This window comes from Massilia genomosp. 1 (assembly GCF_011682185.1).
GTDB lineage: Bacteria > Pseudomonadota > Gammaproteobacteria > Burkholderiales > Burkholderiaceae_D > Telluria_A > Telluria_A rubra.
Genome location: NZ_WHJF01000005.1, coordinates 51,206 through 75,643 on the forward strand (window position 1 = coordinate 51,206; position 24,438 = coordinate 75,643).

Genomic DNA, 24,438 nt, shown 5'->3' on the forward strand with positions numbered 1-24,438 from the left:
CGCAGGCCCGGCATTCATGCGCGAAACGCGGTTTCGGGCATGCCCTGCACACCCGGGTACACCAGCAGCACCGTGCCGGAGCCGGTGTCCTCGGGTTTGCGGCCGGCCGCGATCGACGTAAGCAGCAAGGTATCCATCGCGGCGCCGCCAAAGCTGCACATCGACGGTTTGAGCAACGGCAGGTCGATGGTGCGGTCGAGCTTGCCCTCGGGCGTAAAGCGCAGCAGGCAGCCGCCGTCGTTCCCGCAAATCCAGTAGCAGCCGTCGACATCGACCGCCGCGCCGTCGGGACGGCCACGGTGCGCCGTCATGTCGACGAACACGCGCCGGTTGCTGGGCGTGCCGCTGTCGGTGTCGTAGTCGAAGGCCCAGATCTGCTGGCGCGAGACGTGCGAGTCCGACAAATACATGGTGCGCCCGTTCGGCGAAAAGCCGAGCCCGTTCTGCACCACCAGGTTCGACACCAGCGGCGCCGAGATGCCCTGCTCGCGCGTGTAGCGGTACAAGCGGCCGTCGGCGTGCAGCTCGGGGCTGTCGAGGCGCATGGTGCCGCTCCAGAAGCGCCCCTGGCGGTCGCAGCGGCCGTCGTTAAAGCGCATGCCCGGCACGAGTTCGGGCGGCGCGGCCAGCAGCGCGGCGTGTACGGGTTCGCCCTCGCCCAGCGTGAGCCGGAACACGCCGCTCTCCATCCCGGCGATCAGGGCGCCGCTGTCGGTAAGCGCAATGCAAGCCGGCATTTCGGCGGTGAGCCAGGAGCGCCGCGCGCCGCTGGCCGGATCGAAGCGCCAGATGCGCCGGCCCAGAATATCGACCCAGTACCAGGCGCCCTCGCGCGCGTTCCACAGCGGGCTTTCGCCCACCGCGCAGGTGATGTCCGGGACGGTTTCGATCATCGCTTGCTTGCTCATATTGCCCTTACAGATTGTGATGCCGTCCACTAAAGCCCTTATTGCCATTGCGTTCAAGACCGTCTTTCCCGCGCAGGCGGGAATCAAAGGCATCTACGCGTCGCAAAGGTGCCTTGGATTCCCGCCTGCGCGGGAAAGACGGATCATAAAACAGTGGCCTTCTTACAGATCGGTGATTTCGCGGTAGCGCGGCACCAGGGTTTTCATCATCGTCCATGCCCCCAGGTAGGCCAGCGCGCAGATCGAGAACATGATCATGTAGCCGGTGCTGATCTGGCCCATGCCGCCATAATAATCGAACAGCCAGCCACCGAGCTTGGTGAGCAGGACCCCGCCCATGCCGCCGGCCATGCCGCCGATGCCGACCACCGAACCGACGCTGTGTTTCGGGAACATGTCGGAAACGGTGGTAAAGATGTTGGCCGACCAGGCCTGGTGCGCGGAGGCGCCAATGCCGATCAGGATCACCGGAACCCAGAAGCTGATGTAGCCGAACGGCTGCGCCAGCAGCACCACCAGCGGTATGAAGGCGATGCACAGCATGGCCTTCATGCGGCCATCGTAGGGGGTGTCGCCACGGTTGATGAACCAGGTCGGGAACCAGCCGCCGCCGATACTGCCGACCATGGTCATGCTGTACAAAACGGCCAGCGGCACGATGATGTCGGTGCCTTTGAGGCCATAGGTCGCGGCCAGGTACTTGGGCAGCCAGAAAAGGAAGAACCACCAGACGCCATCGGTCATGAATTTGCCGAGCGCGAAGGCCCAGGTCTGGCGATAGCCGAGCAGCTTGAACCACGAGGTTTTTGGCTTGGCCACGCCCGGAACCGGTTTCGGCGCCAGCGCGCAGTCGCTGTTGATGTAATCGAGTTCGGCCTTGCCCATGCGCTGTTGCGCGGCCGGGGTTTCGTAAAACACCATCCACAGGGCCATCCAGAAAAAGCCGATGGCGCCGATGATGATGAAAGCCATCTGCCAGCCCCACGCGGCGGCGATCACCGGCACCGTCAGCGGCGCCAGGATCGCGCCGACGTTGGCGCCGGAGTTGAAGATGCCGGTGGCGAACGAGCGTTCCTTCTTGGGGAAGTATTCAGCGGTGGCCTTGATGGCGGCGGGGAAGTTACCCGCTTCGCCCAGCGCCAGCACCGCGCGCGACATCATGAAACCGGCGATCGACACCGGCACGACGGTCATGCCAAGGCTGCTCAGGATGCCGTTGACGCCCTCGCCGATGCCGATGGCAAAGGCGTGCATGATCGCGCCGAGCGACCAGATGGTAATGGCCAGCACAAAGGCGCGCTTGGTGCCGAGTTTGTCGATCACGCGGCCGGCAAACAGCATCGAGAACGCGTACACAAACTGGAAGGCCGCCGTGATGTTGGCGTAATCGGTATTGGACCAGCCGAATTGCTTGGACAGGTCGGTGGCTAACAGGCTCAGGACCTGGCGGTCGAGGTAATTGATGGTAGTGGCGAAAAACAGGAGGGCGCAGATGGTCCACCGGTATTTGCCTATGACTTGCTGGTTCATCGGTCGCTTCTTTATGGTTGTTTTTAGAAACAGCACCGCCGGAAGGTGTCTCCACACCCCTGCTCCGGCGGCGCAACCAGCTTTTACTGCGGGACTTGCATGCCTCCGTCGACCAGGCGGGTCAGGCCCAGTGGATTATTGTCGGCCAGTGCCTCCGGAAGCAAGTCCGCCGGCACATTCTGGTAGCACACCGGGCGCAGGAAGCGGTCGATGGCGGACGCGCCGACCGAGGTGCTGCGGCTGTCGGAGGTGGCCGGGAACGGGCCGCCGTGAACCATCGCATGGGCCACTTCGACACCGGTTGGATAGCCGTTGAACAGGATGCGGCCCGCTTTGCGTTCCAGGACCGGCAACAGCGCCGCGGCATGCAGGCGGTCGGCCGCCAGGGCGTGTACGGTGGCGGTCAACTGGCCTTCGAGGTGTTCGGCGACCCGCTGCATTTGGTCGGCGTCGCGGCAGCGCACCAGCAGGGCGCACGGCCCGAAGATTTCGGACTCCAGCGCGGGCGTGGCCAGGTAGGTGGCCGCTTCGCACAGGTACAGCGAAGCGCGCGCCGCGCAGCCGGCGCCGTCCGCCTTGCCCAGGGCGACCAGGGTCACGCCGTCGATGCCGGAGAGCTGTTCCACGCCGCCCACGTAGGCCTTGTGGATGCCGGGGGTGAGCATGGTGCCGGCGCCCTTGGCTTGCAGCGCGGCCGCCGCCGCGTCGACGAACTGGTCGAAGCGCTCGCCCTTGAGGCCAATGACCAGGCCCGGGTTGGTGCAGAACTGGCCCACGCCCAGGGTCAGCGAATCGACGAAGCCCTGCGCCACGGCCGCGCGCTCGCTTGACAAGGCCGCCGGCAGCAGGAACACCGGATTGATGCTGCTCATTTCCGCGTACACGGGAATCGGTTCGGCGCGCAAGGCCGCGGTGCGCATCAGCGCCAGGCCGCCCTGGCGCGAGCCGGTAAACCCAACCGCCTTGATGGCCGGATGCTCGACCAGGCGCTGGCCGATCTGGCGGCCTTCGCCGAACAGCATCGAGAACACGCCTTCGGGCAGTTGGCAGTCGGCCACGGCTCGTTGAATGACCTTGCCAACCAGTTCCGAGGTGCCGAGATGGGCGCCGTGCGCCTTGACCACGACCGGGCAACCGGCGGCCAGCGCCGAGGCGGTGTCGCCGCCGCCGACCGAGAAGGCCAGCGGGAAGTTACTGGCGCCGAACACGGCGACCGGTCCCAGGGGGATCTTGCGCAGGCGCAGATCGGGACGCGGCGGCACCCGCTCCGGCAGGGCCGAATCGATGGTGGCGTCGATGAAGTAGCCGTCGCGCGCGACCTTGGCGAACAGGCGCAGTTGGTTCACGGTGCGGCCACGCTCCCCTTCCAGGCGCGCGCTCGGCAGGCCGGTTTCCAGCGCGGCGCGTTCGATCAAGGCGGGGCCGAGATGGAGGATGCCTTCGGCGATGGTCTCCAGGAAGACCGCGCGCTGTTCGAGCGTGGTGTTGCGGTAGGCGTCGAAGGCGCTTTGCGCCAGGGCGCAGGCGGCATCGACATCGGCGTCGGTGGCCAGGCCGAAGTCCGGCCCGATCGAGTCGTTGCGGGACGGGTCGATCGCGCGCACCACGCCGGCCGTGCCGCGCACGGTGCGTTGGCCGATGACCATTTCTCCATTGATTTGCATATCGTTGATCTCCAAAATCGGTTCCTCGGTCGGGATTATTGGGCGCCCTGGGCGCTGATCAGTTTGAGCAGCATCGCGTCTTCTTCCGCCGTCATGTCGGTCAATGGCGCGCGTACCGGGCCGGCCGGGTGGCCTACCAGGCGCGCGCCGGCCTTGACGATGCTCACTGCGTAGCCGGCCTTGCGGTTGCGGATGTCGAGGTAAGGCAGGAAGAACTGGTCGAGCAGGCGGTTGGTGGTCGCATGGTCGTCGGCGGCGACCGCGTGGTAGAAGTCCATCGCCATTTTCGGCATGAAGTTGAACACGGCCGACGAGTACACCGGGGTGCCCAGCGCCTTGTAGGCGGCGGCGTAGACTTCGGCGGTCGGGAGGCCGCCCAGGTAGCTGAAGCGCTCGCCCATGCGGCGCCAGATCTGCACCATCAGTTCGATGTCGCCGATGCCGTCCTTGAAGCCGATCAGGTTAGGGCAGCGCGCGGCCAGTTTTTCGAGCGAGTCGGCGGTGAGGCGGCACTGGCCGCGGTTGTAGACGACGACGCCGAACTTGACCGACGCGCAGACTGCTTCGACGTGGGCGATCAGGCCGTCCTGGCTCGCTTCGGTCAGGTAGTGCGGCAGCAGCAGGATGCCGTGCGCGCCAAGGCGCTCGGCTTCCTGGGCCAGGGCGATCGCGGTGCGGGTCGGGCCGCCGGCGCCGGCCAGGATCGGCACCTTGCCACGGCAGGTGTCGACCGCGGTGCGGATCACGTCCGAGTATTCGCTTGGGGTCAGGGAGAAGAACTCACCGGTCCCGCCGGCCGCGAACAAGGCGCTGGCGCCGTACGGAGCGAGCCAGTCGAGACGGTCGGCGTAGGTGCGCGCGTTGAAATTGCCCTGCTCGTCAAAGTCGGTCAGCGGGAACGACAGCAGGCCGGACGAGAGGATTTGTTTGAGTTCTTGCGGATTCATGGGGTCTCCAGATGGTAGGCGGGTTTTTGGCGCTAGTGATACGTCATCGTACAACCAGTCTTCGACATAAGCAAGCACAACGTTGAGACGGATGAGGGCGCCGCCGGCGCGCGGCCGCGGGCGTAAAACAGGGAGGGCGAAGCGAAAAGCGGCGGGAGCGCCGGCGGGCGCGCTCCCCTATGCGGGATGGGTGGGCGGACGGGCGATCAGGCCCCGTGCGACTCCAGCTGCTGCTGCGCCTGGCGCAGGCGTTCGCGGCTGTTGCTCAGGTGGGTGCGCATGGCGGCGCGCGCCGCTTCCGGGTCCTTGCGCAGGATCGCGTTGAAGATGTCTTCGTGCTCGCGGTTGACCCGTTCCAGGTAGGCGGCCGGATCGTCGTGCCCCAGTTGCGGCATGTTGATGCGCGCACGCGGGATGATGGTGGTGCCCAGCTGGCTCAGGATATCGACGAAATAGCGGTTGCCGGTGGCCTGCGCGATCAACAGGTGGAACTGCACATCGGCGTCAACGGCGGGGCTTCCGCGCGCCACGCTGCGCTGCATGGCGCCCAGCACCTTGGCCAGTTCGGCCACCTGCGCCTCGCTGCGGCGCGCCGCCGCCAGCCAGGCCGCTTCGGCCTCCATGCTGATGCGCAGTTCCAGCATCGCCAGCACATCCATGACGGTGACGATGCTCTCGGCATTGATCGCCAGGCCCGCGTTGCTGCGTTCGATGACGAAGGTGCCGATGCCGTGCCGGGTCTGGGCCCAGCCGGCCGCCTGCAGGTGCGAAATGGCTTCGCGCACCACGGTGCGGCTCACGCCGTGCTGCTCCATGATGGCCGATTCGGTGGGCAGCTTGTCGCCGGGCTTGAGCACGCCCTGCTGGATGCTGCCCGTGATGTGTTCGACCACGCCTTGGGCAAGGGTGCGGTGTTTCTTGCGGGGTGGCGGCAGCGCCTGGGCAGTAGGGGAAGGTGTCATGCACCTATTATACAACCCGAATAGTTGTACGACATCTTATGATTTGATGGGGTGTATACTTGGGCGACGTAGAATAATCACAGAAATGAGATGGCATGAATTGCCGTGACAATTGCGGCGCCTGCTGCACCGCCCCTTCGATCACCAGTCCGATTCCCGGCATGCCGTATGGCAAAGCCGCGGGCGAGCGCTGCATCCAGCTCGGCCTTGATAACCGCTGCCTGATTTTCGGCAAGCCGGAACGGCCGGCGTTTTGCGGCGGACTGCAACCGTCGCAAGAGATGTGCGGGAGCAGCCGGGAACATGCGATGCAGTGGCTGGGGGAGCTGGAGCGGGCGACCGCGCCGGCTTGAAAGCCATCGGACGTGCCGTTACCCTTACGGGGAATCATCGACGCCGAGATACGCTTTCAGGTAAAAACAGGCGATGGCAATCAGCACCGACAAAATGAATCCAGCCCCCCCCGGTTTGGACAGTCTCCGCTGAAACGCGAACACCAGCGATGCCACGATGCCGCTTGCGCCAACAATGAACAGCATGTCGATCGCAAATTTCAGGACTGGACGCGCATAGTCGTAACCACAGGCCAGTTCTTTACCGCCGATTTCAATTGGCGTACACCAGTATGACTGGGGCAACTCGAAAAGGCAGATCGCAGCCAGTAGCGCCAGGACGGGAGTGAAAGCGATGATACTAGTTCGTGACATCATACCGGCTGGTGCTCATAAACTGGGGAGCCCAGATTAGCACAGCGGCACCACACAGCATGCGAGAAAACGGTTCCAACTGCGTTGCATTTGACGAGCGCGCTGGGCGAGTGCTGCATCGAACTCGGTGTGGACAAGCGCCGCCTGATTTTCGGCAAGCCGGAACGGCCGGCGTTTTGCGGCGGGCTGCAGCCATCGCAAGAGATGTGCGGGAGCAGCCGCGAACATGCGATGCAGTGGCTGGGGGAGCAGGAGCGGGCGACTGCACCGGCCTGCAATGGGTGATCGTCAACTGTCTGTTCAAAGCATCGTGGGAGTTCCATCCTTGACCGACACCGTCCATCCTTCCTGCGACAACCCGATTCTGAGCCGCCAGCCGCCGGGATAGCCAGCGATGACAATCTCGACGCCCATACTTCTTGCAGCATGAGTTGATTCGCCGATGAAGAGCGCATCGATCAGTCGCACTTGACGTAGTCGATACCCCAGTTGGCGTAGCTGATCGCATCCTGGTATTCATGGCCACGGCTGCCCGGCCGGCCGCCGCAGGTGGTGGCGCCGGCGTCGGAATAGATGCCCAGCTTGAGGCCTTTCGCGTGTACGTAGTCGGCCAGCGCCTTCATCCCCGACGGGAAGCGCACCGGGTCGGGCTCGATGTTGCCGTTCTTGTCACGCTTGCCGTGCCAGCAGTCGTCGATGTTGACGTACTCGTAGCCGGCGTCCTTCATGCCGATCCTGACCATGGCGTCGACCGTTTCGCGGATCAGTTTTTCATCGATATTGCAGGCGAATCTATTCCAGCTGTTCCAGCCCATTTGCGGCGTCGCCGCCAGGGTGTCGAACTTTTGCGCCGATGCGCGCGCGCCCGGCAGCAGTGCTGCCGCCATCAACAGCGTCGTTGCGATTTTCATGGTCGTCCCGTCGGCTCGTTTTACTTCTGGAGGGCGCGCAGTTTGCCCGCGTGTTCCTTGATCAGCGCCAGCGAGCTGGCATCGGAGTCGAACACCGAGTACAGGCCCTGCTCTTCCTGCGGCGGATCGCCCATGAAGTCATTGCCCTGCTTCCACCAGTAGTCGGCGTTGGCGGCGCGCCCGGCGCCGCCCCAGGCCCAGAAGTTCCAGCCCGCGATCGGGTCGCCATTGGCCGCGCGGCTTTGAATCAATCCGAACACCTCGCCATAGAAGCGGTCGCGGATGCTGGTGCCGGCCTTGATGTCGAACGAGGCGCCGTCGCGGTCCAGGCCAAACTCTTCCAGCACAATCGGCTTGCCGAGCGTCCTGGCCATGTCGATGTGCGAGTTCAGGTAATCGCGGCTTTTGGCAATTGCTCGGTCCCAGCTCTCGACCGGCTTTTTGGAATCGAACCAGCCCCAGTTCTTTGGCCACAGGTGATACGTGAGGTAGTCGATGTGCTTCGTCGAATGCGAGGCCATGAACAGTTCCGCATCCTGCGCCGACCCGGCCAGGCCTTCGCTGCCGCTGCTCACAAGATGGTTCTTGTCCAGTTCATGGATGTACTGCGCGGTCTCGGCGATCCATGTGGTGTAGATCGCCTTTTCCTTGTCGCCGGCCTTGCCGTTGCCGGGTCGCGGCTCGTTCGCCAGTTGCCACGACATGATGACCGGATCGTCGCGGTAAGGCTTGCCGTTGATGGTGTTGACGCGCTGGACGATCTTTTTGATCGTGCCGCGATACTCCTTCTGCGCATCCTTGCTGGCGTAGAAGCGCGCCGTCTTGGCCATGTAGTCGTCGTAATCGCGGGTCACGTTCGGGTCGAGCGCCGGCGTGCCTTCGAACCAGTTCAGGTACTGCGTCATCCCGCCCGACCACTGCCAGAAGTTGTTCAGGTAAAGCACCACGGTCATGTCGCGCTTGCCCAGTTCATCGACCAGGAAGTCCAGGCCTGCCAGCAGGTCCTCGTCGTACTTGCCCGGGCCGTTGGTGGTGGCCGGGCGCACGGCGCTGCTCATCTCGGTTTTTTCGGAAACGGCCAGCACGCGTACGTTGTTGATGCCGAGCGCCTTCATGGTGTCGAGCTCCTTGCGCAGGCGCGCGCGCTCGCCCACGCCGGAGGGCGAGCCCAGATAGCCGCCGTACCAGAAATTGGCGCCGGCGATGTAATACGTTTTGCCCTTGCGCGCAAAGTGCGTCTTCTTGACCGAGACGAATTCGCTCTTGCCCGCCGCGCTCACCGGCGCCGCCTCCGCCGCACCACCGGCCATGCCCGCCATTGCCAATGCCGCAAGCGCCTGGTTCATCTTGATCATCGCTTTCTACCTTTTCACGTTTGAAGGAAGTGCTTTGCCATGAAGGTCCAACGTGCGCGCCGGCAGGTCGACCGTGATGCTGCTTTCACCGGTGCCGGCGGCATCCTGCGCCAGCATCAGCTTGTATTTGCCCCTGGCGATGCGCCAGGTCTTGGACGGGCCATCGAGCACGGCCAGCATGCGCGGCTCCACCGTCAGGGTCACGTCGCGGCTTTCGCCCGCTTGCAGGTCGACCTTGTCCCAACCGGCCAGGCGCTTGGGCGCCTCCCAGCGCGCTCCGACCGGCGCCACGTACAGCTGCGCCACGTCCTTGCCGGCCACCTTGCCCGTGTTACCGACCTTGAAGCGCACCTGCAGCTGGCCGTTCTTGTACTCGCCCGCCAGGGCGGAATAGGCGAACTGGGTGTACGACAAGCCATGCCCGAACGGGAACAGCGGCTTGTGCTTTTTGAGGTCGAACCACTTGTAGCCGACCGCCGCGCCTTCGTGATAATCGACCTTGAACTGCATCTGCGGCTTGGCCGGGTCGCCATCGAGCACGGGACGCGGCAGTTGGGCCATCGATTGCGGGAAAGTGGCCGGCAAATGCCCGGACGGATTGACATCGCCGAACAGCACGCGCGCGATCGCCTCGCCGCCGCGCGTGCCCGGATACCAGGCTTGCAGCACGGCCGCCGTCTTGTCCAGCCACGGCATCAGCACCGGGCCGCCCGTCTCGAGCACGACCACGGTGCGCGGATTGGCGCTGGCGACGGCGCTAATCAAGGCATCCTGCCGGTCCGGCAGCGACAGGTCGGGCGCGTCGTTGGCTTCACCAATCCAGTGGGTTCCGAACACGATGACCGCGTCCGCCGTGGCGGCCAGCTGCGCCGCCCTGGCAGGATCGGCGCCGCTATCGAAAACGACCCTGGCGCCGGGCGCCAGTTTGCCGATTTCGGTCACCGGCGCGGATGGGTGGTACACCACGGGACCGGGCCAGCTGGCCGGCAGCAAGCCCTTGACGGCGCTGCCGCCGATCGGATACACCTGCGACGAGCCACCACCGGAGAGCACGCCCTGATCGGCGTAGCCACCGATCACTGCAATCGTTTTCACGTCTTTGCGCAAAGGGAGCACCTGAGCGGCGTTCTTGAGCAGGACCATGCCTTCTTCGGCATCGCGCCGGCTGACCAGCCCATGGGCGGCAAAGTCGATCGCGCCGTCCGGCTTGACCGGATGATCGACCACGCCCTTGTCGAACATGGCGAACAGGATGCGGTACACCATATTGTCGAAGCGCGCCTGCGACACGGCCCCGGTCTTGACCGCTTCTTCGAGCGCGCCCGCAAAGTACGGCGACTTGTCGAATTCGGAACCGGACTGCTGGTCCAGCCCATTGTTGGCCGACGCCACGGTGCTATGCACCGCGCCCCAGTCGGACATCACGTAGCCCTTGAAGCCCCAGTCCTGCTTGAGCACTTCGTTCAGCAGCCACCCGTTCTCGCACGCGTACGGCCCGTTGACGCGGTTGTAGGCGCACATGACCGAGCCCGGGTCGCCCTGTTCGATCACCAGCTGCATGGCCAGCAGGTCGCTGGTGCGCGCCGCCACATTGCCGATGCGCGCATCGAGCTCATTGCGGCCGGTCTCCTGGTTGTTCAGCGCATAGTGCTTGACGGTCGAAATCACATGGTTGGACTGGATGCCCTTGACCGCCTGCCCCACCATGATCCCGGCCAGCAGCGGGTCTTCGCCGGCGTATTCGAAATTGCGGCCGTTGCGCGGGTCGCGCATCAGGTTCACGCCGCCGGCCAGCATCACGTTAAAGCCCGAGGCGCGCGCCTCGAGACCGATCATCGCGCCGCCCTGGTAAGCCAGCCTGGGGTTCCAGGTGGCCGCCGTGGCAAGGCCGGACGGCAGCGAGGTGCGCTCGCGCGGATTGGCGCTGGCCTGGGATGCCACGCCAAGGCCGGCGTCGGTCTCGAACAGCGCCGGCAGGCCAAGGCGCGCAACGCCGGGAATGTAGCCAGCCGACGACGGCAGGGCGGCGGCGATCTTGATGGTTTTCTTGGGCGCGAAGTCGGCGCCGAAGTAGCCGTACACCCATTGCAGCTTTTCTTCCTGCGTCATTTCCTTGAGCGCCAGCGTGGCGCGCTGGCCGGCCGAAAGCGCCGGGTCCAGCCAGGGTTTGGGCTGATCGGCCGCGCCGGCCGACAACGGCAGCGCGGCCGCAATCGCCACGGCCAGGGCGTGTTTGGTCAGGGTATTCATCGTGCGTGTCTCCTGTTTTGTATTTACCCGCTCGGCGCCTGTAAAGGGTCGCCGGCCGGTTTATATGGATGAGACGAGTGTGCATCTGCGGCCCCGCCCGGTCAAACAAAAAATGGCACTTTCGACCATGTTTAGCCATGATCACTAAACACGCGTCCGGCCGTGCGCGGGGCATGCCGGCTTTAGCAGCCGCCGGCGGGGCCCTGTTTAGTAAAACCGGGCTAAACTGTTTGCAAACCGGACCAATCGTTTGACCATGGGCTAATCGATATGCAAGACTCTCAGCATAAAAAGGCATCTGCCACTGGAGAACCTTGTGAACCTTCCGCGCGCCCCGCAGGCCCCGTTCCGATGAGCGCCGCCAGCCCATCGAACGTCACCATCCGCGACATCGCCAAATTCGCCGGCGTCTCGGCGGGGACCATTTCGCGCGCGCTCAAGAACGAGCCGGGACTGACCGAAACCACGCGCCAGATGGTGCTCTCGGCCGCCCATGAACTGGGCTACGATTTTGCCAACCTGCGGCGCAAGCGCATGCGGCGCCTGACTTTTTTACTGCACCGCCAGCACAACACGGCGGCCAGCAGTCCGTTTTATTCGCCGGTGCTGCACGGCGCGGAGGAAGCCTGCCGCAAGCAGGGCATCGTGCTCTCGTTCATGGCGGTCGGCCCGGCCGACGGCGTGACCGAGCAGTTGCGCATGCATGCGCCGGACGCGGTGGTGTGCGCCGGCTTCTTCGAGCCCGAGCTGCTGGGCGCCCTGCGCGCGAGCGGCAAGCCGCTGGTCCTGATCGACATGAAGCTGCGCGGTTACAGCTCGGTCAATCCCGACAATTTCATGGGCGGCTACCTGGCCACCAGACACCTGATCGGCCTGGGACGCACGCGGATCGGCATGATTTCGGGTTCGCTCGGCCACTACAGCGTGCGCGAACGGAACAAGGGCTATCGCCAGGCGCTGTTCGACTCAGGCATGCTGGCCGACCCGCGCCTGGAAGCGAGCCTGGCGGACGGCGTCGACCTCGAAACCGGCGCCTGCGAAGCGATGCAGTCGCTGCTGGCCCTGCCCAACCCGCCCGACGCGGTGTTTTGCTACAACGACAGCGCAGCCCTGGTGGCCATGCGCTGCTGCCTGGCGGCCGGCCTGACGGTGCCGCACGATGTATCGATCGTCGGCTTCGACGACATCTCCAGCGCGGTGCTCGGGCACCGGCCCCTGACCACCCTGCGCATCGACAAGAAGCAGCTCGGTGCGATGGGCGTCGAACTGCTGCTGCGCGAGCATCAGGAAGCGCCCGTGGAGCAGGTCGCGCCGGTGGAGCTGATCGTGCGCGCCAGCACCGTGTGCGACGACTTCGGGCCGCACAAATAGCGCGCTTTTCCCTCACCGACTGAACACGCGATGTGCAAGCGCGGCCGTCCGGCCGGCGTCCGCACGCAGTTTTTTTCACCCCTTTTTTTGACGACGAGACTTGACGATGGCCCCCGATTTTCATTCACGCGACACCCTGCTCGAGCACATTCGCCACACCAAGCGCTTTTACGATCCGCGCTGCGTCGATCCGAGCGGCGGCTTTTATCACTTCTACAAAGACGACGGCACCGTCTACGACGCCCACACGCGCCACCTGGTCAGCAGCACGCGCTTCATCTTCAATTATGCGATGGCGTTCCGCCAGTTCGCCGACCCGGCCGACCAGCAGCGCCTCCTGCACGGCCTGGACTTCCTGCGCGCGGCGCACCGCAACCCGGCCACCGGCGGCTACGCCTGGACCTTGAACTGCGCCGACGGCAAGGGCGAGGTCATGGACGGCACCAACCACTGCTACGGCCTGGCCTTCGTGCTGCTGGCGTATGCGCACGCGCTGATGGCCGGGGTGGAAGAAGCACGCGCGCATATCGGCGAGACCTTCGCGCTGATGGAGCGCCGCTTCTGGGAGCCGCGGCATGGCCTGTACGCCGACGAAGCGAGCGCCGACTGGTCGCAGCTCGCCCCGTATCGCGGCCAGAACGCCAACATGCACGCCTGCGAAGCCCTGCTCAGCGCTTTTGAAGCAACTGGCGAGAAGGCCTACCTGCAGCGCGCCGAAACGCTGGCCCACAACATCACCATGCGCCAGGCGGCGCTGTGCGGGAACACCGTGTGGGAACATTACAAGCAAGACTGGTCGGTCGACATGGACTACAACCGCCACGACAGCACCAACATCTTCCGCCCGTGGGGATTCCAGCCGGGCCACCTGACCGAGTGGAGCAAGCTGCTGCTGATCCTCGAACGCCACCAGGTACACCTGGCGGGCGATGGCGCCTGGCTGCTGCCGCGCGCGTGTACCCTGTTTTTGCAGGCGATGGATAAAGCCTGGGATGCGCAACACGGCGGCATCTTTTACGGCTTCGCGCCCGACGACAGCATCTGCGACGGCCACAAATACTTCTGGGTGCAGGCCGAGAGCCTGGCCGCAGCCGCGCTGCTGGGCGCGCGCACGGGCCAGGCGCAGTACTGGGACTGGTACCAGCGCCTCTGGGAATACAGCTGGACGCACTTTGTCGACCACCAGCACGGCGCGTGGTACCGTATTCTCAGCCCGTCCAACGGCAAGCTGACCGACGAAAAGAGCCCGGCCGGCAAGGTCGACTATCACACCATGGGCGCCTGTTACGAAGTGCTCAATGTACTGAAGGACTGACATGAACGCACCGACCTTCCCGCTGTTTGTGGCCGCCGGCGAAGCGCTGACCGACATGATCGCCGAACCGGGCCAGCAGCAGTGGCGCAGCCAGGTGGGCGGCTCGACCTGGAACGTGGCGCGCGTGATGGCGCGCCTGGGCGTGCCGAGCGCTTTCGCCGGCGCGCTCAGCTGCGACGTGTTCGGCGACCAGTTGTGGGACGCCAGCGTGGCCGCCGGGCTCGATATGCGCTTCGTGCAGCGCGAGGCGCGCTCGCCGCTGCTGGCGATCGTCTGGCAAACCGACCCGCCCAGCTACTTTTTCGTCGGCGACGACAGCGCCGACCTGCACTTCGACGCCGCGCGCCTGCCCGACGGCTGGCGCGCGCATTGCAAGTGGGTGCATTTCGGCGGCATCAGCCTGGCGCGCGAGCCGCTGGCGGGCAAGCTGCTGGCATTGGCCGCCTCGCTCAAGGCCGATGGCGTCAAGATCAGCTACGACCCGAACTTCCGGGCGCTGATGGACCAGCGCTACGACGCCACCTTGCAGCGCATGACGGCGCTGGCCGATGTGATCAAGGTGTCGGATGAAGACCTGGCCGGGCTGTTTCGCACCGGCGAGCTTGACACCGCATTCGCCACCCTGCGCGGCTGGAACCCGGGCGCCACCTACCTGTACACGCGCGGCGCGCAAGGCGCATCGCTGCATATCGGCGCGGATAACTGGCACGCCGCCCCGCCGCCCGTCACGGTTCTCGACAGCGTGGGCGCGGGCGACGCCAGCATCGGCGCGCTGGCCTGGAGCTTGCTGCACCAGCCGCGGCGCGCGCCGCACGAGCACCTGCGCTTCGCGGTGGCCGCCGGCGCGGCGGCGTGCCAGGCCGCTGGCGCCACCCCGCCTTCGCTGCAAGCGATCGAAGGCTTGTTGCAGCGCCAGGCGCCAGCGGGGCGGTCCGCGCTACAATGACCGACCGGTTCCCGAGAAAGCACCGCATGCCCGTCAATTACGCCAGAAGGCTTACCGCGCCGGCCCGCTCCAGCGACGCCAATGCCCACCTGGGTTACATGCTGGCGTTCGTGGCCGGCGCCATCAACGCCGGCGGCTTCCTGGCGGTGCGGCGCTACACCTCGCACATGACCGGGGTGGTGTCGGCCATGGCCGACGACCTGGTGCTGGGCGCGCACGCGCTGGTGCTGACCGGCTTGGGCATGCTGCTCGCGTTCATGGCCGGCGCGGCCTGCACCGCGATCATGGTCCACTACGGCCGGCGGCGCGCGCTGCACAGCGTCTATGCGCTGCCCCTGATGCTCGAAGCGCTGCTGCTGCTTTGCTTCGGCCTGCTCGGTGCGCGCCTGGCCCCGGCCGGCGAGCTGCCGCTGTCGGCAACCGTCATGCTGCTCAGTTTTATCATGGGATTGCAGAACGCCCTGATCACCAAACTCTCGCATGCCGAGATCCGCACCACGCACATTACCGGCATCGTCACCGACATTGGCATCGAGTTGGGCAAGATGATGTACTGGAACCGCGCGCCGCTGGCGCCGGTCCAGGCCAACCGCCAGCGCCTGGCGGTGCTGGCCATGCTGGCCTCCTGCTTTTTTGTCGGCGGCATCGCAGGCGCCTTCGGCTTCAGCCATCTGGGCTACGTGGCCACCGTGCCGCTGGCGCTCGCCCTGATGACCCTGGCGATCATGCCGCTGCTGGACGACGTCAAGAATATTGCAACAAGAAAACAATAGCGCCCCATCCGCCACGAAAAACAGCGCCGCACTTGCGACGCGATCCGAAGCCGGAGGCGTGCTCGTGGTAAGCTTCGACCCCGCACCGTGCCGCCATCCGGTTCGACTTCCCCGACAACAATACAAACTGCTTCATGGACATAACTCTCGCACTCGCGCTTAAAGCCATCATCATGGGCCTGGTGGAAGGATTCACCGAATTCCTGCCAATTTCCTCGACTGGCCACCTGATCCTTGCGGGCAGCCTGCTCGACTTCACCGACGAGAAAGCGAAAGTGTTCGAGATCGTGATCCAGGCCGGCGCCATCATGGCGGTGTGCTGGGAATACCGCGCGCGCATCGCCTCGGTGATGACCGGCTTGACGAGCGACCCGAAGGCGCGCAAGTTCATGCTCAACCTGATCGTCGCCTTCCTGCCGCTCGCGCTGCTCGGCCTCGCTTTCGGCAGCAAAATCAAGGCGGTGCTGTTCAAGCCGGTGCCGGTGGCGCTGGCCTTCATCATCGGCGGCGTCATCATCTTGTGGGTGGAGCGCCGCAACAAGCTCCATCCCCCGGTGGTGCGGGTCGAAACGGTGGACGACATGACCCTGCTCGACGCCTTCAAGGTCGGCTGCGCGCAAGCGATGGCCCTGATTCCCGGCACCAGCCGCTCGGGCGCGACCATCATCGGCGCGATGATGTTCGGCTTGCCGCGCAAGGCCGCCACCGAATTCTCGTTCTTCCTCGCGATCCCGACCCTGCTGCTGGCAACCGCCTACTCGCTGTTCAAGGAACGCGCGCTGCTGTCGGCCGCCGACCTGCCGATGTTCGGGATCGGCTCGATCGCGGCGTTTATCTCGGCCTTCCTGTGCGTGCGCTGGCTGCTGCGCTACATCAGCACCCATGACTTCACCGTGTTCGCCTGGTACCGCATCGTGTTCGGCATCGTGGTGCTGGCCAGCTCGCACTACGGATGGGTCGTTTGGGCGGAATAATGGACGCCGACCTCTCAGCGCGCGCGCTCGAACAGCTACAGACGGTCTTCGGCTACCCGGCGTTTCGCGGGCAGCAGAAGGAAATCGTCGAACACGTCGCCAGCGGCGGCGACGCGCTGGTGCTCATGCCGACCGGCGGCGGCAAGTCGCTGTGCTACCAGATTCCGGCGCTGCTGCGCGACGGCGTCGGCGTGGTGGTCTCGCCCCTGATCGCCTTGATGCAGGACCAGGTCGACGCCCTGGCCGAAGTCGGCGTGCGCGCCGCGTTCCTGAATTCGACCCAGACCTACGAAGAATCGATGCGCATCGAACGCCTGGTGCGCACCGGCGAGATCGACCTGGTCTACGTGGCGCCCGAGCGCCTCATGACGCAGCGCTGCCTGGACCTGTTCCAGGCTTCCAGAATCGCGCTGTTCGCGATCGACGAGGCGCACTGCGTGTCGCAGTGGGGGCATGACTTCCGGCCCGAATACATCAAGCTGTCGATCCTGCACGAGCAGTTCCCGGACGTGCCGCGCATTGCGCTCACCGCCACCGCCGACCAGCAGACCCGCGCCGAAATCGCGCTGCGCCTGCAACTGGGCGATGCGCGCCAGTTCGTGTCCTCGTTCGACCGCCCGAACATCCGCTACCAGATCGTCGAGAAGGCCAACGGGCGCAAGCAACTGCTCGACTTCATCACCACCGAACATGGCGGCGACGCCGGCATCGTGTACTGCCTGTCGCGTAAAAAAGTCGAAGAAACCGCCGACTTCCTGAACGAAAACGGCATCCGCGCCCTGCCTTACCACGCCGGCATGGACTACCCCAAGCGCAGCGCCAACCAGGCGCGTTTTTTGCGTGAAGAGAGCATCGTGATGGTCGCCACCATCGCCTTCGGCATGGGCATCGACAAGCCGGACGTGCGTTTTGTCTGTCACCTCGATCTGCCGAAAAGCATCGAGGGCTACTACCAGGAGACCGGGCGCGCCGGCCGCGACGGCATGCCGGCCAGCGCCTGGATGGCCTATGGCCTGCAGGACGTGGTGCTGCAGCGGCGCATGATCGACGAGTCGGAAGCGGACGAAACGTTCAAGCGCGTGCTGTCGATGAAGCTCGACGCCATGCTGGGGCTGTGCGAGACGCTCAGTTGCCGGCGGGTGCGCCTGCTCGAATACTTCGGCGAGCAATCGACCCCGTGCGGCAATTGCGATACCTGCCTGATTCCGCCGGTGTCCTTCGACGGCACGGTGCCGGTGCAAAAACTGCTGTCGGCGATTTACCGGGTCGACCAGCGCTTCGCGGCCGGCCATGTGATCGACGTGCTGCGCGGGGTCGAAACGGACCGCATCAAGCAGTGGCACCACGATTCGCTGTCGGTGTACGGCATCGGCGGCGAACGCACCGAGGCCGAATGGCGCGCGATCCTGCGCCAGGCGATTGCGCTCGGGCTGATCACGGTCGACCATGAAGTTTACAGTTCGCTCAAGCTGACCGACGCCGCGCGCCCGGTGCTCAAGGGCGGGCAAAAGGTGCAGCTGCGCCAGTACCAGAAGCCGGTCAAGCAGAAGCGCGCGGCGGGCGTCTCGTCCAAGGCGCACGTGGAGATGGAACTGTCCAAGTCGGAACAGGCGATTTTCGAGAAGCTGCGCTGGTGGCGCGTGGAGACCGCGCGCGCCCACAACGTGCCGGCCTATGTGATCTTTGTCGACGCCACCCTGCGCGAAATCGCCAAGGCCAAACCGACCTCGCTGCAGGAGCTGCGCGGCGTGACCGGCGTGGGCGAGAAGAAGCTGGTCTCCTATGGCGACGAGATTGTCGCCATCATCATGGAAATGAGCTAGCGCTTACTCCAGCAGCGCCTGGCGGTAGCGTCCCGGCGGGGCGCCCACCGCCTTGCTGAAGCGATGGCTGAAGTGACTCAGGTCGGCGTAGCCGCAGGCGGCGGCAACCTGCTGCAAGGGCAGCTTGCCGGCCTTGAGCAAGGCGCGCGCGCGTTCGATGCGGCGCTGCGCGACCCAGCTTGACGGCGGCATCCCGAACGAGACGCGGAACATGCGCGCCAGGTGAAACTCCGACAGGCAGGCCAGTTGCGCCAGCTCGCCCAGGGTGATCGACTGGGCCAGGTGCTGCTCGATGTAGTCGGCCAGGCGACGCCGCACCAGCGGCGCCAGGCCGCCGCGCAGGCGCAGGTCGCGCCGCACGATGGCTTGCGAGCGAAGCAGTTCGCTCAGCGCTTCGTGGCTGATCTCGTTGGCGCGCAGCAGGTCGTCGGGCGCTTGCCACGATTGCGCCAGCAGCGATTCGCACAGCTGCACGATGCGCGGGTTTTCAAAGTAGGTGCGGTCGGCCAGGGTCAGTTCGCGCGGTTCGCGATCGAGTTCCACCACGGCGCGCCGGGTGAAGTGCTCGGGCATGAAGTAGACATGCAGCATGCGCACATGGCCGCGCACCACCCATTGCGACTCGTGCCAGTCGGGCATGGAACAGAGTTGCTGCGGTGCGCCGAATCGTCCGGGCACGTCGGCGCGCTCGATGCGGTAGCCGCCGCCCAGGTAGCACGACAGGGTGTGGTGGCCGGGCTGCACGTAGCTGGTGAGCTCTTCCTCGGTTTCGCGCTGCCAGATTGCCGTTGCCATGCCGTCGCCCAGCCACGCGAAGCGTTCGAGCGTGGCATTGGTGCCGCTCATGGTGTTGAAGACGGCGTGCGAAATGAGTGATGGTCGTGAGTGCATGCTGAAAAGTCTAGCATGGCAAGCGCGCCGCCGCCGTCAGGCGCTGCAAAGTGCGCAAGATCAGACAATCCGCGCTGGCGCCGCGGGTTGATGATGGCGGCATGAATATCTTCCTCTACTTTCTCACGGTCCTGATCTGGGGCACCACCTGGATCGCCATCACCTATCAACTCGGCGTGGTGCCGGCGCCGGTGTCGATCGCCTACCGCTTCTGGATCGCCAGCGCGGTACTGATGCTGTTTTTGATCGCCACGCGCAAACCAATCTGGCCGCCGCGCAGCGCCTGGCGCTATCTGCTGGCGCAGGGGCTCGCGCTGTTCTGCTGTAATTTCCTCTGTTTCTACTACGCCAGCCAGTGGGTGCCGAGCGGCCTAGTGGCGGTGGTGTTTTCGACGGCGCCGATCTGGAATGCCATCAACGGCCGCCTCTTCATGGGTCGCCCGATCCGGCGCCAGGTGATCGGTGGCGCCTTGCTGGGCCTGGGCGGCATCGCCCTGCTGTTCCTGCCGCAGATGCGCGGACACTGGAACGACAGTGGCATGCTGTTCGGCCTCGGCCTGGCGCTGCTGGGCACCTTGTGCTTCTCGACCGGGAACCTGCTGTCCTCGCGCATGCAGGCGCTGGGCCTGACGCCCTGGCTGACCAATACCTGGGCCATGCTGATCGGCGCCACCATCCTCGGCGCCGGCGCGTGGCTGCTCAAGATGCCCTTCGTGGTCGAACCGGGCGTGCGCTACGCGGCCTCGCTGCTGTACCTGGCCATTCCCGGCTCGGTGGTCGGTTTTACCGCCTACCTGCTGCTGGTCGGGCGCATCGGACCGGACCGCGCGGCGTATTCCACCGTGCTGTTTCCGGTGGTGGCGTTGAGCGTGTCCACCGTGCTGGAAGGGTACCAGTGGAGCGCCCTGGCTGTTGGCGGCCTGCTGTTGGTCCTGGGCGGGAACCTGATGGCCTTCATGCAGCCCGGCGCGCGCCTATCCAGGTCGCCCGGTGCCACAAGCGCTCCAGCGGCCCCTGGGCGTGGCGCCTGAGCCACCAGGCGCAGAAGGCGCACTGCAGCGCCGCCAGCACAGCGCCGATCAACAGGCACACGGTGGCGCCGGTGACCTGGTACAGGCCCAGGCCGAAGCCGTAGTAGATAAAGGAACCGATGATCGACTGCGTGAAGTAGCTGGTCAGGCTCATTCGTCCCAACGGGGCCAGTACGCGCAGCGCCCGGGTCAGCGCCCCGCCCTGGTGCAGCATGACAAAGCATGCCACCAGCACCAGCATGAAGGCGAAGTTGGACCACGAGGCGACGATGGTGGCCAGCGGCCGGCGCACGGCGGTGCTGGCGATCCAGTCGGGCAGCAAGGTGCGCACGGTGTACAGCGGCAGGAACAGCGCCGTGGCGGCAAGCAGGGTGCAGCGCCAGAACTGCATGGCGTGCGTGCCGGCCTCGAACACGCCGTGCCGTCCGGCCAGCATGCCGAGCATGAACAGCGACAGGATCTGGAAGATGCGGCCGTTTTCCCAGCTCCACAGAATCACCCCCAGCTTGCCGTTGGTCAGATTGCCGGCCCAGACGCGCAGCAGCGAGTCGCCCATCAGGTACGCATTCATGCGCCCGACATACTGCCACGAGTCCGGGTCGCCGATGCTCGCATCCGGCTGGCGCAGGGCGTCGGCCAGCACCAGCCATTCGTACGGCTGCAGCATGAGGATCGCGGCCAGCGCCAGCAGGGCCCAATCGCGCAGGCGCGCCACCGGCAGCAGGCACAGGCCGACGACGGCATAGATGGTGAGGATGTCGCCGTGGAAGAACATCGAATTGAGCAGGCCGAAGCCGAACAGGATCAGCAGGCGCCAGCCGTAGCGGACGCGAAAATCCTCGCCGCGCTCCTTGCGCGCCTGCGACTGCAGGTGAAAGGTGAGGCCGAACAGCAGCGCGAAGATGGCGTACGATTTTCCGCCGAAGAGGAAGAAGGCGACTTCCCAGACGACCTTGTCGAGGGCGGCCAGCCAGGCCGGCGAGTCGGGGACCACGTAATACAGGTCGAAGTGTTCGATGTTATGGAGCAGCATGATCGACACGATGGCGAAGCCACGCAATGCGTCGACCACGTCCAGGCGGGAAGCTTGTGAACCCATCGTATTGACTCCTTGTGAAGAAGCGTACCAAGAAATCACATTCTATTTGGAAACGCTACCACTTTGGAGAAAATAGCGTGGCGATGCAGGCCGCATGGCCGCAGCGCCGCCATCGGGTCTATTTTTTGGTGAACACCAGGTCCCAGACGCCGTGACCGAGCTTGATGCCGCGGTTTTCGAACTTGGTCAGGGGACGGTAGGCCGGCTGCGGCGCATAGCCTTCGGCCGTGTTTTGCAGCAGCGCTTCGGCGCCCAGCACGCCTAGCATCTGGACCGCGTAGTCTTCCCAGTCGGTGGCGCAGTGCAGGTAGCCGCCCGGTACGAGGCGCTCGGCCAGCAGCTTGACGAACGGCGGCTGCAGCAGGCGGCGCTTGTTGTGGCGCGCCTTGTGCCACGGGTCCGGGAAGAACACGTGCACGCCGGCCAGCGAGCCGGCCGGGATCATCTGCTTGAGCACTTCGACCGCATCGTGCTGGATCAGGCGCAGGTTGGTCAAACCCTGTTCGCCGATCTGCTTGAGCAGGCTGCCCACGCCGGGCGTATGCACTTCGACGCCGATGAAGTCCTTCTCCGGCATGCCTTTGGCGATGTGCGAGGTGGTGTCGCCCATGCCGAAGCCGATTTCGAGGATCACCGGCGCTGTGCGGCCGAAGGCTTGTTCGAAGTCGAGCGGTGTTTTTGCATACTCGACCAGGAACTTCGGCCCCAGCTCGTCGAGCGCGCGCGCCTGGGCGATCGACAGGCGACCGGCGCGTGTGACGAAGCTGCGGATGCGATGTTCGGTCGGGTCGTACAACATCGGGCGGTTCGGGGTATCTGCGGACATGGGGATGGGGGAAGAAGGAGTAGAGAAAGAAAAAACGGCCGGACGACATTATATCGTACCGGCCTTCCCGACAGGCTGCGGGGGTGAGGGCTTACAGGGGTTTGTCGGACTTGCCGTTCAGGTGCTCCATGCGCGAGATGCCGGCCGACAGGTAGCGCTCGAGCACGCGCGAGCCGCCGTAGGCCGCGATGGTGATGCAGCCAGGCTGCAGCAGCAGCGGGATCTCCTGCCACGCGCACAGCGAGTACGTGACCAGGCCGGCCACCAGGGACACCAGGATATCCTTGGCGATTTCGAGCGGCAGCGACTTGATCGTCACCTCGGGGCTGGCGATCTTTTGCAAGGTGCCGGCGGCCCCGCCGACCAGGGACAGGGTGACGGCGACGGCCACGCCATCGAGCGGGATGCTCGACAAGTCGCTGGCGAAGCTGGTGGCGGCCGATGCGCTGGCGTCCCACGAGGCGAGCAGCCAGGTGGGGGCAAGCCGTTGTTTCAGGTTGAGTAAGACGCGCATGGGACCTCCTTGAAGCGCTGGTGGGGATGGGGAGCGTCAGTGCCATCCGGGCCCCGGCGTTCCAGTACATGGATCATCGATGCGCCGGCGGCGCGCTGGACAAGGTGGGGACGTGACTGTCCCGGTGCGGCGGGAATGCCGCCGGCAAGTTTGCTCGTGCTCATAGGTGCCTCAGGTCAGCCCAGGTCAACTCAACGATCCACTTGCGGGGCAAGCGGGCATTTCAGCGCGTGCAGTGCGCAGATGGCGTGGAAGGTGGCGATTTTGCAGTCCGCCTGGCCATTCAGGATACGGCTGACGGTCGGCTGGGTGGTGCCCAGCGCCCTCGCGATTCGCATCTCAGTCCACCCGGTTGCATCCTTAATTTCCCGTAACAGGGTGGAGATTTCTTTATCCATGTACACAGTCTATACATGCTCGGATAGATTTTCAACAAGAGCACGCTCCGGTTTTGAAAATATCTATTCATGCGTGTATAATTGGCAGCATGACTATTTCAGACCGCCTCACACACGCGATGGAAGAAGCCGGTTTCCAGTCGCAGAGCGCCTTGTCGCGCGCCTCCGGCGTACCGCAGCCGACCATCAACCGCATCCTCAAGCGCAGCGGCACGCGCGGGCCGGAGGCGGCCACCCTGGCGGCGCTGGCGGCGGCCTGCATGGTGGCCTTCGAGTGGCTGCACGAAGGCACGGGGCCGATGGCGCGCCGCGCGGCCGGGGCGCACGGCTTGCCGCCAGAGATGGCGCCGGTCATCGTGGCCGAAGATGGCGACCCGCGTTTCGTGCAGATCAAGATGGTGACCTTGCGGCTGTCGGCCGGCATCAGCGGTTTCCAGACCGATCCGGGGCACGATATCGGCGCCACCTTGCCGCTCGACGCGGCCTGGGTGGGACGTCACAATTTCATCCCGGAGCGGCTGGTGGCCACGCGCGTCAAGGGCCAGAGCATGGAGCCGACCTTGTACGAGGGCGATATCATCGTGATCAATACGGCCGACAACCGGCCGGCCGATGGCGTGGTGTTCGCGGTCAATTACGAGGGCGAAGCGGTGGTCAAGCGGCTCTCGCGCGATGCGGGGGAATGGTGGCTCGAGTCCGACAATTCCGACAAGCGCAAGTACCACCGCAAGGTGTGCCGGGGCAGCGACTGCATCATCGTGGGGCGCGTGGTGCGCAAGGAGAGTGACCGCATCTGATGTTGTGGAAAATGGCGCGATGCTGGAAGCACATGAGGAATTTGTGAAACACGAAGAAAAACCGACGTTCTGCCTTCGGAGCCCGACACCCAAGCGCCGCGCGATGGCACGGGGCGCAGGTACGCCGGACTACGGCAAGCCACGCGAAGCAGGCGCGCGATGAAGTCGGCCTGCATCACCGTGGGCGGTTCCGTGCTGGCGATCGTGCTGGTCGATTCGGCCGACACGCTGCCCGAGCGCGGACCGGCGCTGCTGGTGCGGCTGCAGCCGTATTTTCCGGCCTTGCCGATCATGCTGGTGTCGATCGAAGACAATGGTTTTCGCGCCTTCGCCACCTTCCAGACCAGCGAGTTGCTTGCGTTGGTGCAGCTTGAACATGTCAACTTTGTCGAGATCGATGTCGATGCCAGGCCAGCCGATGCGGGGATGCTGCCGTTCTAGGCTGC

Annotated in this window: 26 protein-coding genes; 11 read left to right on the forward strand and 15 right to left on the reverse strand. The window is 65.1% G+C overall.

Annotated features, from left to right (window positions below; all coding sequences use genetic code 11):
* Nucleotides 1–14: 14 nt before the first annotated feature.
* The 5 genes from F1735_RS03055 to F1735_RS03075 form a co-directional block, all read right to left on the reverse strand.
* Nucleotides 15–908, reverse strand: a complete 894-nt coding sequence (locus F1735_RS03055) for an SMP-30/gluconolactonase/LRE family protein (protein WP_229505604.1) — start codon at nucleotides 906–908, stop codon at nucleotides 15–17.
* Between the two features lie 162 nt (nucleotides 909–1,070).
* On the reverse strand, nucleotides 1,071–2,438 hold the full coding sequence (locus F1735_RS03060; protein WP_167235551.1) for an MFS transporter: 1,368 nt from the start codon (nucleotides 2,436–2,438) through the stop codon (nucleotides 1,071–1,073).
* A gap of 83 nt (nucleotides 2,439–2,521) precedes the next feature.
* A complete protein-coding gene (locus tag F1735_RS03065) occupies nucleotides 2,522–4,102 on the reverse strand; it encodes an aldehyde dehydrogenase (NADP(+)) (protein WP_167235552.1) in 1,581 nt (526 codons plus the stop codon).
* 35 nt (nucleotides 4,103–4,137) lie between these two features.
* Nucleotides 4,138–5,049 carry a 5-dehydro-4-deoxyglucarate dehydratase gene (kdgD, locus tag F1735_RS03070; RefSeq protein WP_167235553.1) on the reverse strand — a complete coding sequence of 304 codons (912 nt, stop codon included), beginning with the start codon at nucleotides 5,047–5,049 and terminating at the stop codon, nucleotides 4,138–4,140.
* A 206-nt stretch (nucleotides 5,050–5,255) separates the two neighbouring features.
* A complete protein-coding gene (locus F1735_RS03075; protein WP_167235554.1) occupies nucleotides 5,256–6,011 on the reverse strand; it encodes a FadR/GntR family transcriptional regulator in 756 nt (251 codons plus the stop codon).
* Nucleotides 6,012–6,106: 95 nt separating this feature from the next.
* Here F1735_RS03075 and F1735_RS03080 point away from each other — a divergent pair, with 95 nt between their 5' ends.
* Nucleotides 6,107–6,364 (forward strand): YkgJ family cysteine cluster protein, encoded by a 258-nt coding sequence (locus tag F1735_RS03080; protein ID WP_167235555.1) that lies wholly within the window; start codon nucleotides 6,107–6,109, stop codon nucleotides 6,362–6,364.
* A 24-nt stretch (nucleotides 6,365–6,388) separates the two neighbouring features.
* On the opposite strand, the gene F1735_RS03085 is transcribed toward F1735_RS03080, so the two are convergent.
* Entirely contained in the window at nucleotides 6,389–6,721 is a 333-nt protein-coding gene (locus tag F1735_RS03085) for a hypothetical protein (protein ID WP_167235556.1), read from the reverse strand.
* A gap of 81 nt (nucleotides 6,722–6,802) precedes the next feature.
* On the opposite strand from F1735_RS03085, the gene F1735_RS03090 reads away from it, so the two are divergent.
* Complete coding sequence (locus tag F1735_RS03090) at nucleotides 6,803–7,003, forward strand: hypothetical protein (protein ID WP_167235557.1); 201 nt, start codon at nucleotides 6,803–6,805, stop codon at nucleotides 7,001–7,003.
* A gap of 15 nt (nucleotides 7,004–7,018) precedes the next feature.
* On the opposite strand, the gene F1735_RS03095 is transcribed toward F1735_RS03090, so the two are convergent.
* From F1735_RS03095 to F1735_RS03110, 4 genes are read right to left on the reverse strand one after another with little or no spacing between them, the layout of a single operon-like run.
* Nucleotides 7,019–7,186 (reverse strand): hypothetical protein, encoded by a 168-nt coding sequence (locus tag F1735_RS03095; protein WP_167235558.1) that lies wholly within the window; start codon nucleotides 7,184–7,186, stop codon nucleotides 7,019–7,021.
* Entirely contained in the window at nucleotides 7,177–7,629 is a 453-nt protein-coding gene (locus tag F1735_RS03100; protein WP_229505605.1) for a glycoside hydrolase family 27 protein, read from the reverse strand. The genes F1735_RS03095 and F1735_RS03100 overlap by 10 nt, the downstream gene beginning before the upstream one ends.
* A gap of 20 nt (nucleotides 7,630–7,649) precedes the next feature.
* On the reverse strand, nucleotides 7,650–8,984 hold the full coding sequence (locus tag F1735_RS03105) for a glycoside hydrolase 5 family protein (RefSeq protein WP_167235559.1): 1,335 nt from the start codon (nucleotides 8,982–8,984) through the stop codon (nucleotides 7,650–7,652).
* 6 nt (nucleotides 8,985–8,990) lie between these two features.
* Nucleotides 8,991–11,234, reverse strand: coding sequence for a glycoside hydrolase family 3 C-terminal domain-containing protein (locus tag F1735_RS03110; RefSeq protein ID WP_167235560.1), 2,244 nt, complete (start codon nucleotides 11,232–11,234; stop codon nucleotides 8,991–8,993).
* A gap of 351 nt (nucleotides 11,235–11,585) precedes the next feature.
* Here F1735_RS03110 and F1735_RS03115 point away from each other — a divergent pair, with 351 nt between their 5' ends.
* The 6 genes from F1735_RS03115 to recQ all read left to right on the forward strand — a co-directional run bounded on the left by F1735_RS03115 (nucleotide 11,586) and on the right by recQ (nucleotide 18,436).
* Nucleotides 11,586–12,605: a LacI family DNA-binding transcriptional regulator gene (locus F1735_RS03115; protein WP_167235561.1), complete on the forward strand. Its 1,020-nt coding sequence runs from the start codon at nucleotides 11,586–11,588 to the stop codon at nucleotides 12,603–12,605.
* Between the two features lie 106 nt (nucleotides 12,606–12,711).
* Nucleotides 12,712–13,920, forward strand: coding sequence for an AGE family epimerase/isomerase (locus F1735_RS03120; RefSeq protein ID WP_167235562.1), 1,209 nt, complete (start codon nucleotides 12,712–12,714; stop codon nucleotides 13,918–13,920).
* Between the two features lies 1 nt (nucleotide 13,921).
* Complete coding sequence (locus tag F1735_RS03125; RefSeq protein WP_167235563.1) at nucleotides 13,922–14,866, forward strand: carbohydrate kinase family protein; 945 nt, start codon at nucleotides 13,922–13,924, stop codon at nucleotides 14,864–14,866.
* 26 nt (nucleotides 14,867–14,892) lie between these two features.
* Nucleotides 14,893–15,639 carry a YoaK family protein gene (locus F1735_RS03130; RefSeq protein ID WP_167235564.1) on the forward strand — a complete coding sequence of 249 codons (747 nt, stop codon included), beginning with the start codon at nucleotides 14,893–14,895 and terminating at the stop codon, nucleotides 15,637–15,639.
* 140 nt (nucleotides 15,640–15,779) lie between these two features.
* The gene (locus tag F1735_RS03135; protein ID WP_167235620.1) at nucleotides 15,780–16,613 is read left to right on the forward strand and encodes an undecaprenyl-diphosphate phosphatase; all 834 of its coding nucleotides are present in this window, start codon (nucleotides 15,780–15,782) and stop codon (nucleotides 16,611–16,613) included.
* Nucleotides 16,613–18,436 carry a DNA helicase RecQ gene (recQ, locus tag F1735_RS03140; RefSeq protein ID WP_167235565.1) on the forward strand — a complete coding sequence of 608 codons (1,824 nt, stop codon included), beginning with the start codon at nucleotides 16,613–16,615 and terminating at the stop codon, nucleotides 18,434–18,436. The genes F1735_RS03135 and recQ overlap by 1 nt, the downstream gene beginning before the upstream one ends.
* A 3-nt stretch (nucleotides 18,437–18,439) precedes the next feature.
* Here the strand turns inward: recQ and F1735_RS03145 are convergent, their stop codons facing one another.
* Nucleotides 18,440–19,327 carry a helix-turn-helix domain-containing protein gene (locus tag F1735_RS03145; RefSeq protein ID WP_167235566.1) on the reverse strand — a complete coding sequence of 296 codons (888 nt, stop codon included), beginning with the start codon at nucleotides 19,325–19,327 and terminating at the stop codon, nucleotides 18,440–18,442.
* Nucleotides 19,328–19,428: 101 nt separating this feature from the next.
* On the opposite strand from F1735_RS03145, the gene F1735_RS03150 reads away from it, so the two are divergent.
* Entirely contained in the window at nucleotides 19,429–20,358 is a 930-nt protein-coding gene (locus F1735_RS03150) for a DMT family transporter (protein ID WP_167235567.1), read from the forward strand.
* On the opposite strand, the gene F1735_RS03155 is transcribed toward F1735_RS03150, so the two are convergent.
* From F1735_RS03155 to F1735_RS03170, 4 genes are all read right to left on the reverse strand, one after another.
* Nucleotides 20,282–21,457 (reverse strand): DUF418 domain-containing protein, encoded by a 1,176-nt coding sequence (locus tag F1735_RS03155; RefSeq protein WP_167235568.1) that lies wholly within the window; start codon nucleotides 21,455–21,457, stop codon nucleotides 20,282–20,284. The genes F1735_RS03150 and F1735_RS03155 overlap by 77 nt on opposite strands.
* A 118-nt stretch (nucleotides 21,458–21,575) precedes the next feature.
* Nucleotides 21,576–22,256: a tRNA (guanosine(46)-N7)-methyltransferase TrmB gene (gene trmB / locus F1735_RS03160; protein ID WP_167235621.1), complete on the reverse strand. Its 681-nt coding sequence runs from the start codon at nucleotides 22,254–22,256 to the stop codon at nucleotides 21,576–21,578.
* Nucleotides 22,257–22,374: 118 nt separating this feature from the next.
* Nucleotides 22,375–22,797: a phage holin family protein gene (locus tag F1735_RS03165; protein WP_167235569.1), complete on the reverse strand. Its 423-nt coding sequence runs from the start codon at nucleotides 22,795–22,797 to the stop codon at nucleotides 22,375–22,377.
* Between the two features lie 191 nt (nucleotides 22,798–22,988).
* Nucleotides 22,989–23,195, reverse strand: coding sequence for a helix-turn-helix transcriptional regulator (locus F1735_RS03170; RefSeq protein ID WP_166896283.1), 207 nt, complete (start codon nucleotides 23,193–23,195; stop codon nucleotides 22,989–22,991).
* 89 nt (nucleotides 23,196–23,284) lie between these two features.
* Here F1735_RS03170 and F1735_RS03175 point away from each other — a divergent pair, with 89 nt between their 5' ends.
* Nucleotides 23,285–23,992, forward strand: coding sequence for a S24 family peptidase (locus F1735_RS03175; protein ID WP_167235570.1), 708 nt, complete (start codon nucleotides 23,285–23,287; stop codon nucleotides 23,990–23,992).
* A 159-nt stretch (nucleotides 23,993–24,151) separates the two neighbouring features.
* On the forward strand, nucleotides 24,152–24,433 hold the full coding sequence (locus F1735_RS03180; RefSeq protein WP_167235571.1) for a hypothetical protein: 282 nt from the start codon (nucleotides 24,152–24,154) through the stop codon (nucleotides 24,431–24,433).
* Nucleotides 24,434–24,438: the final 5 nt, after the last annotated feature.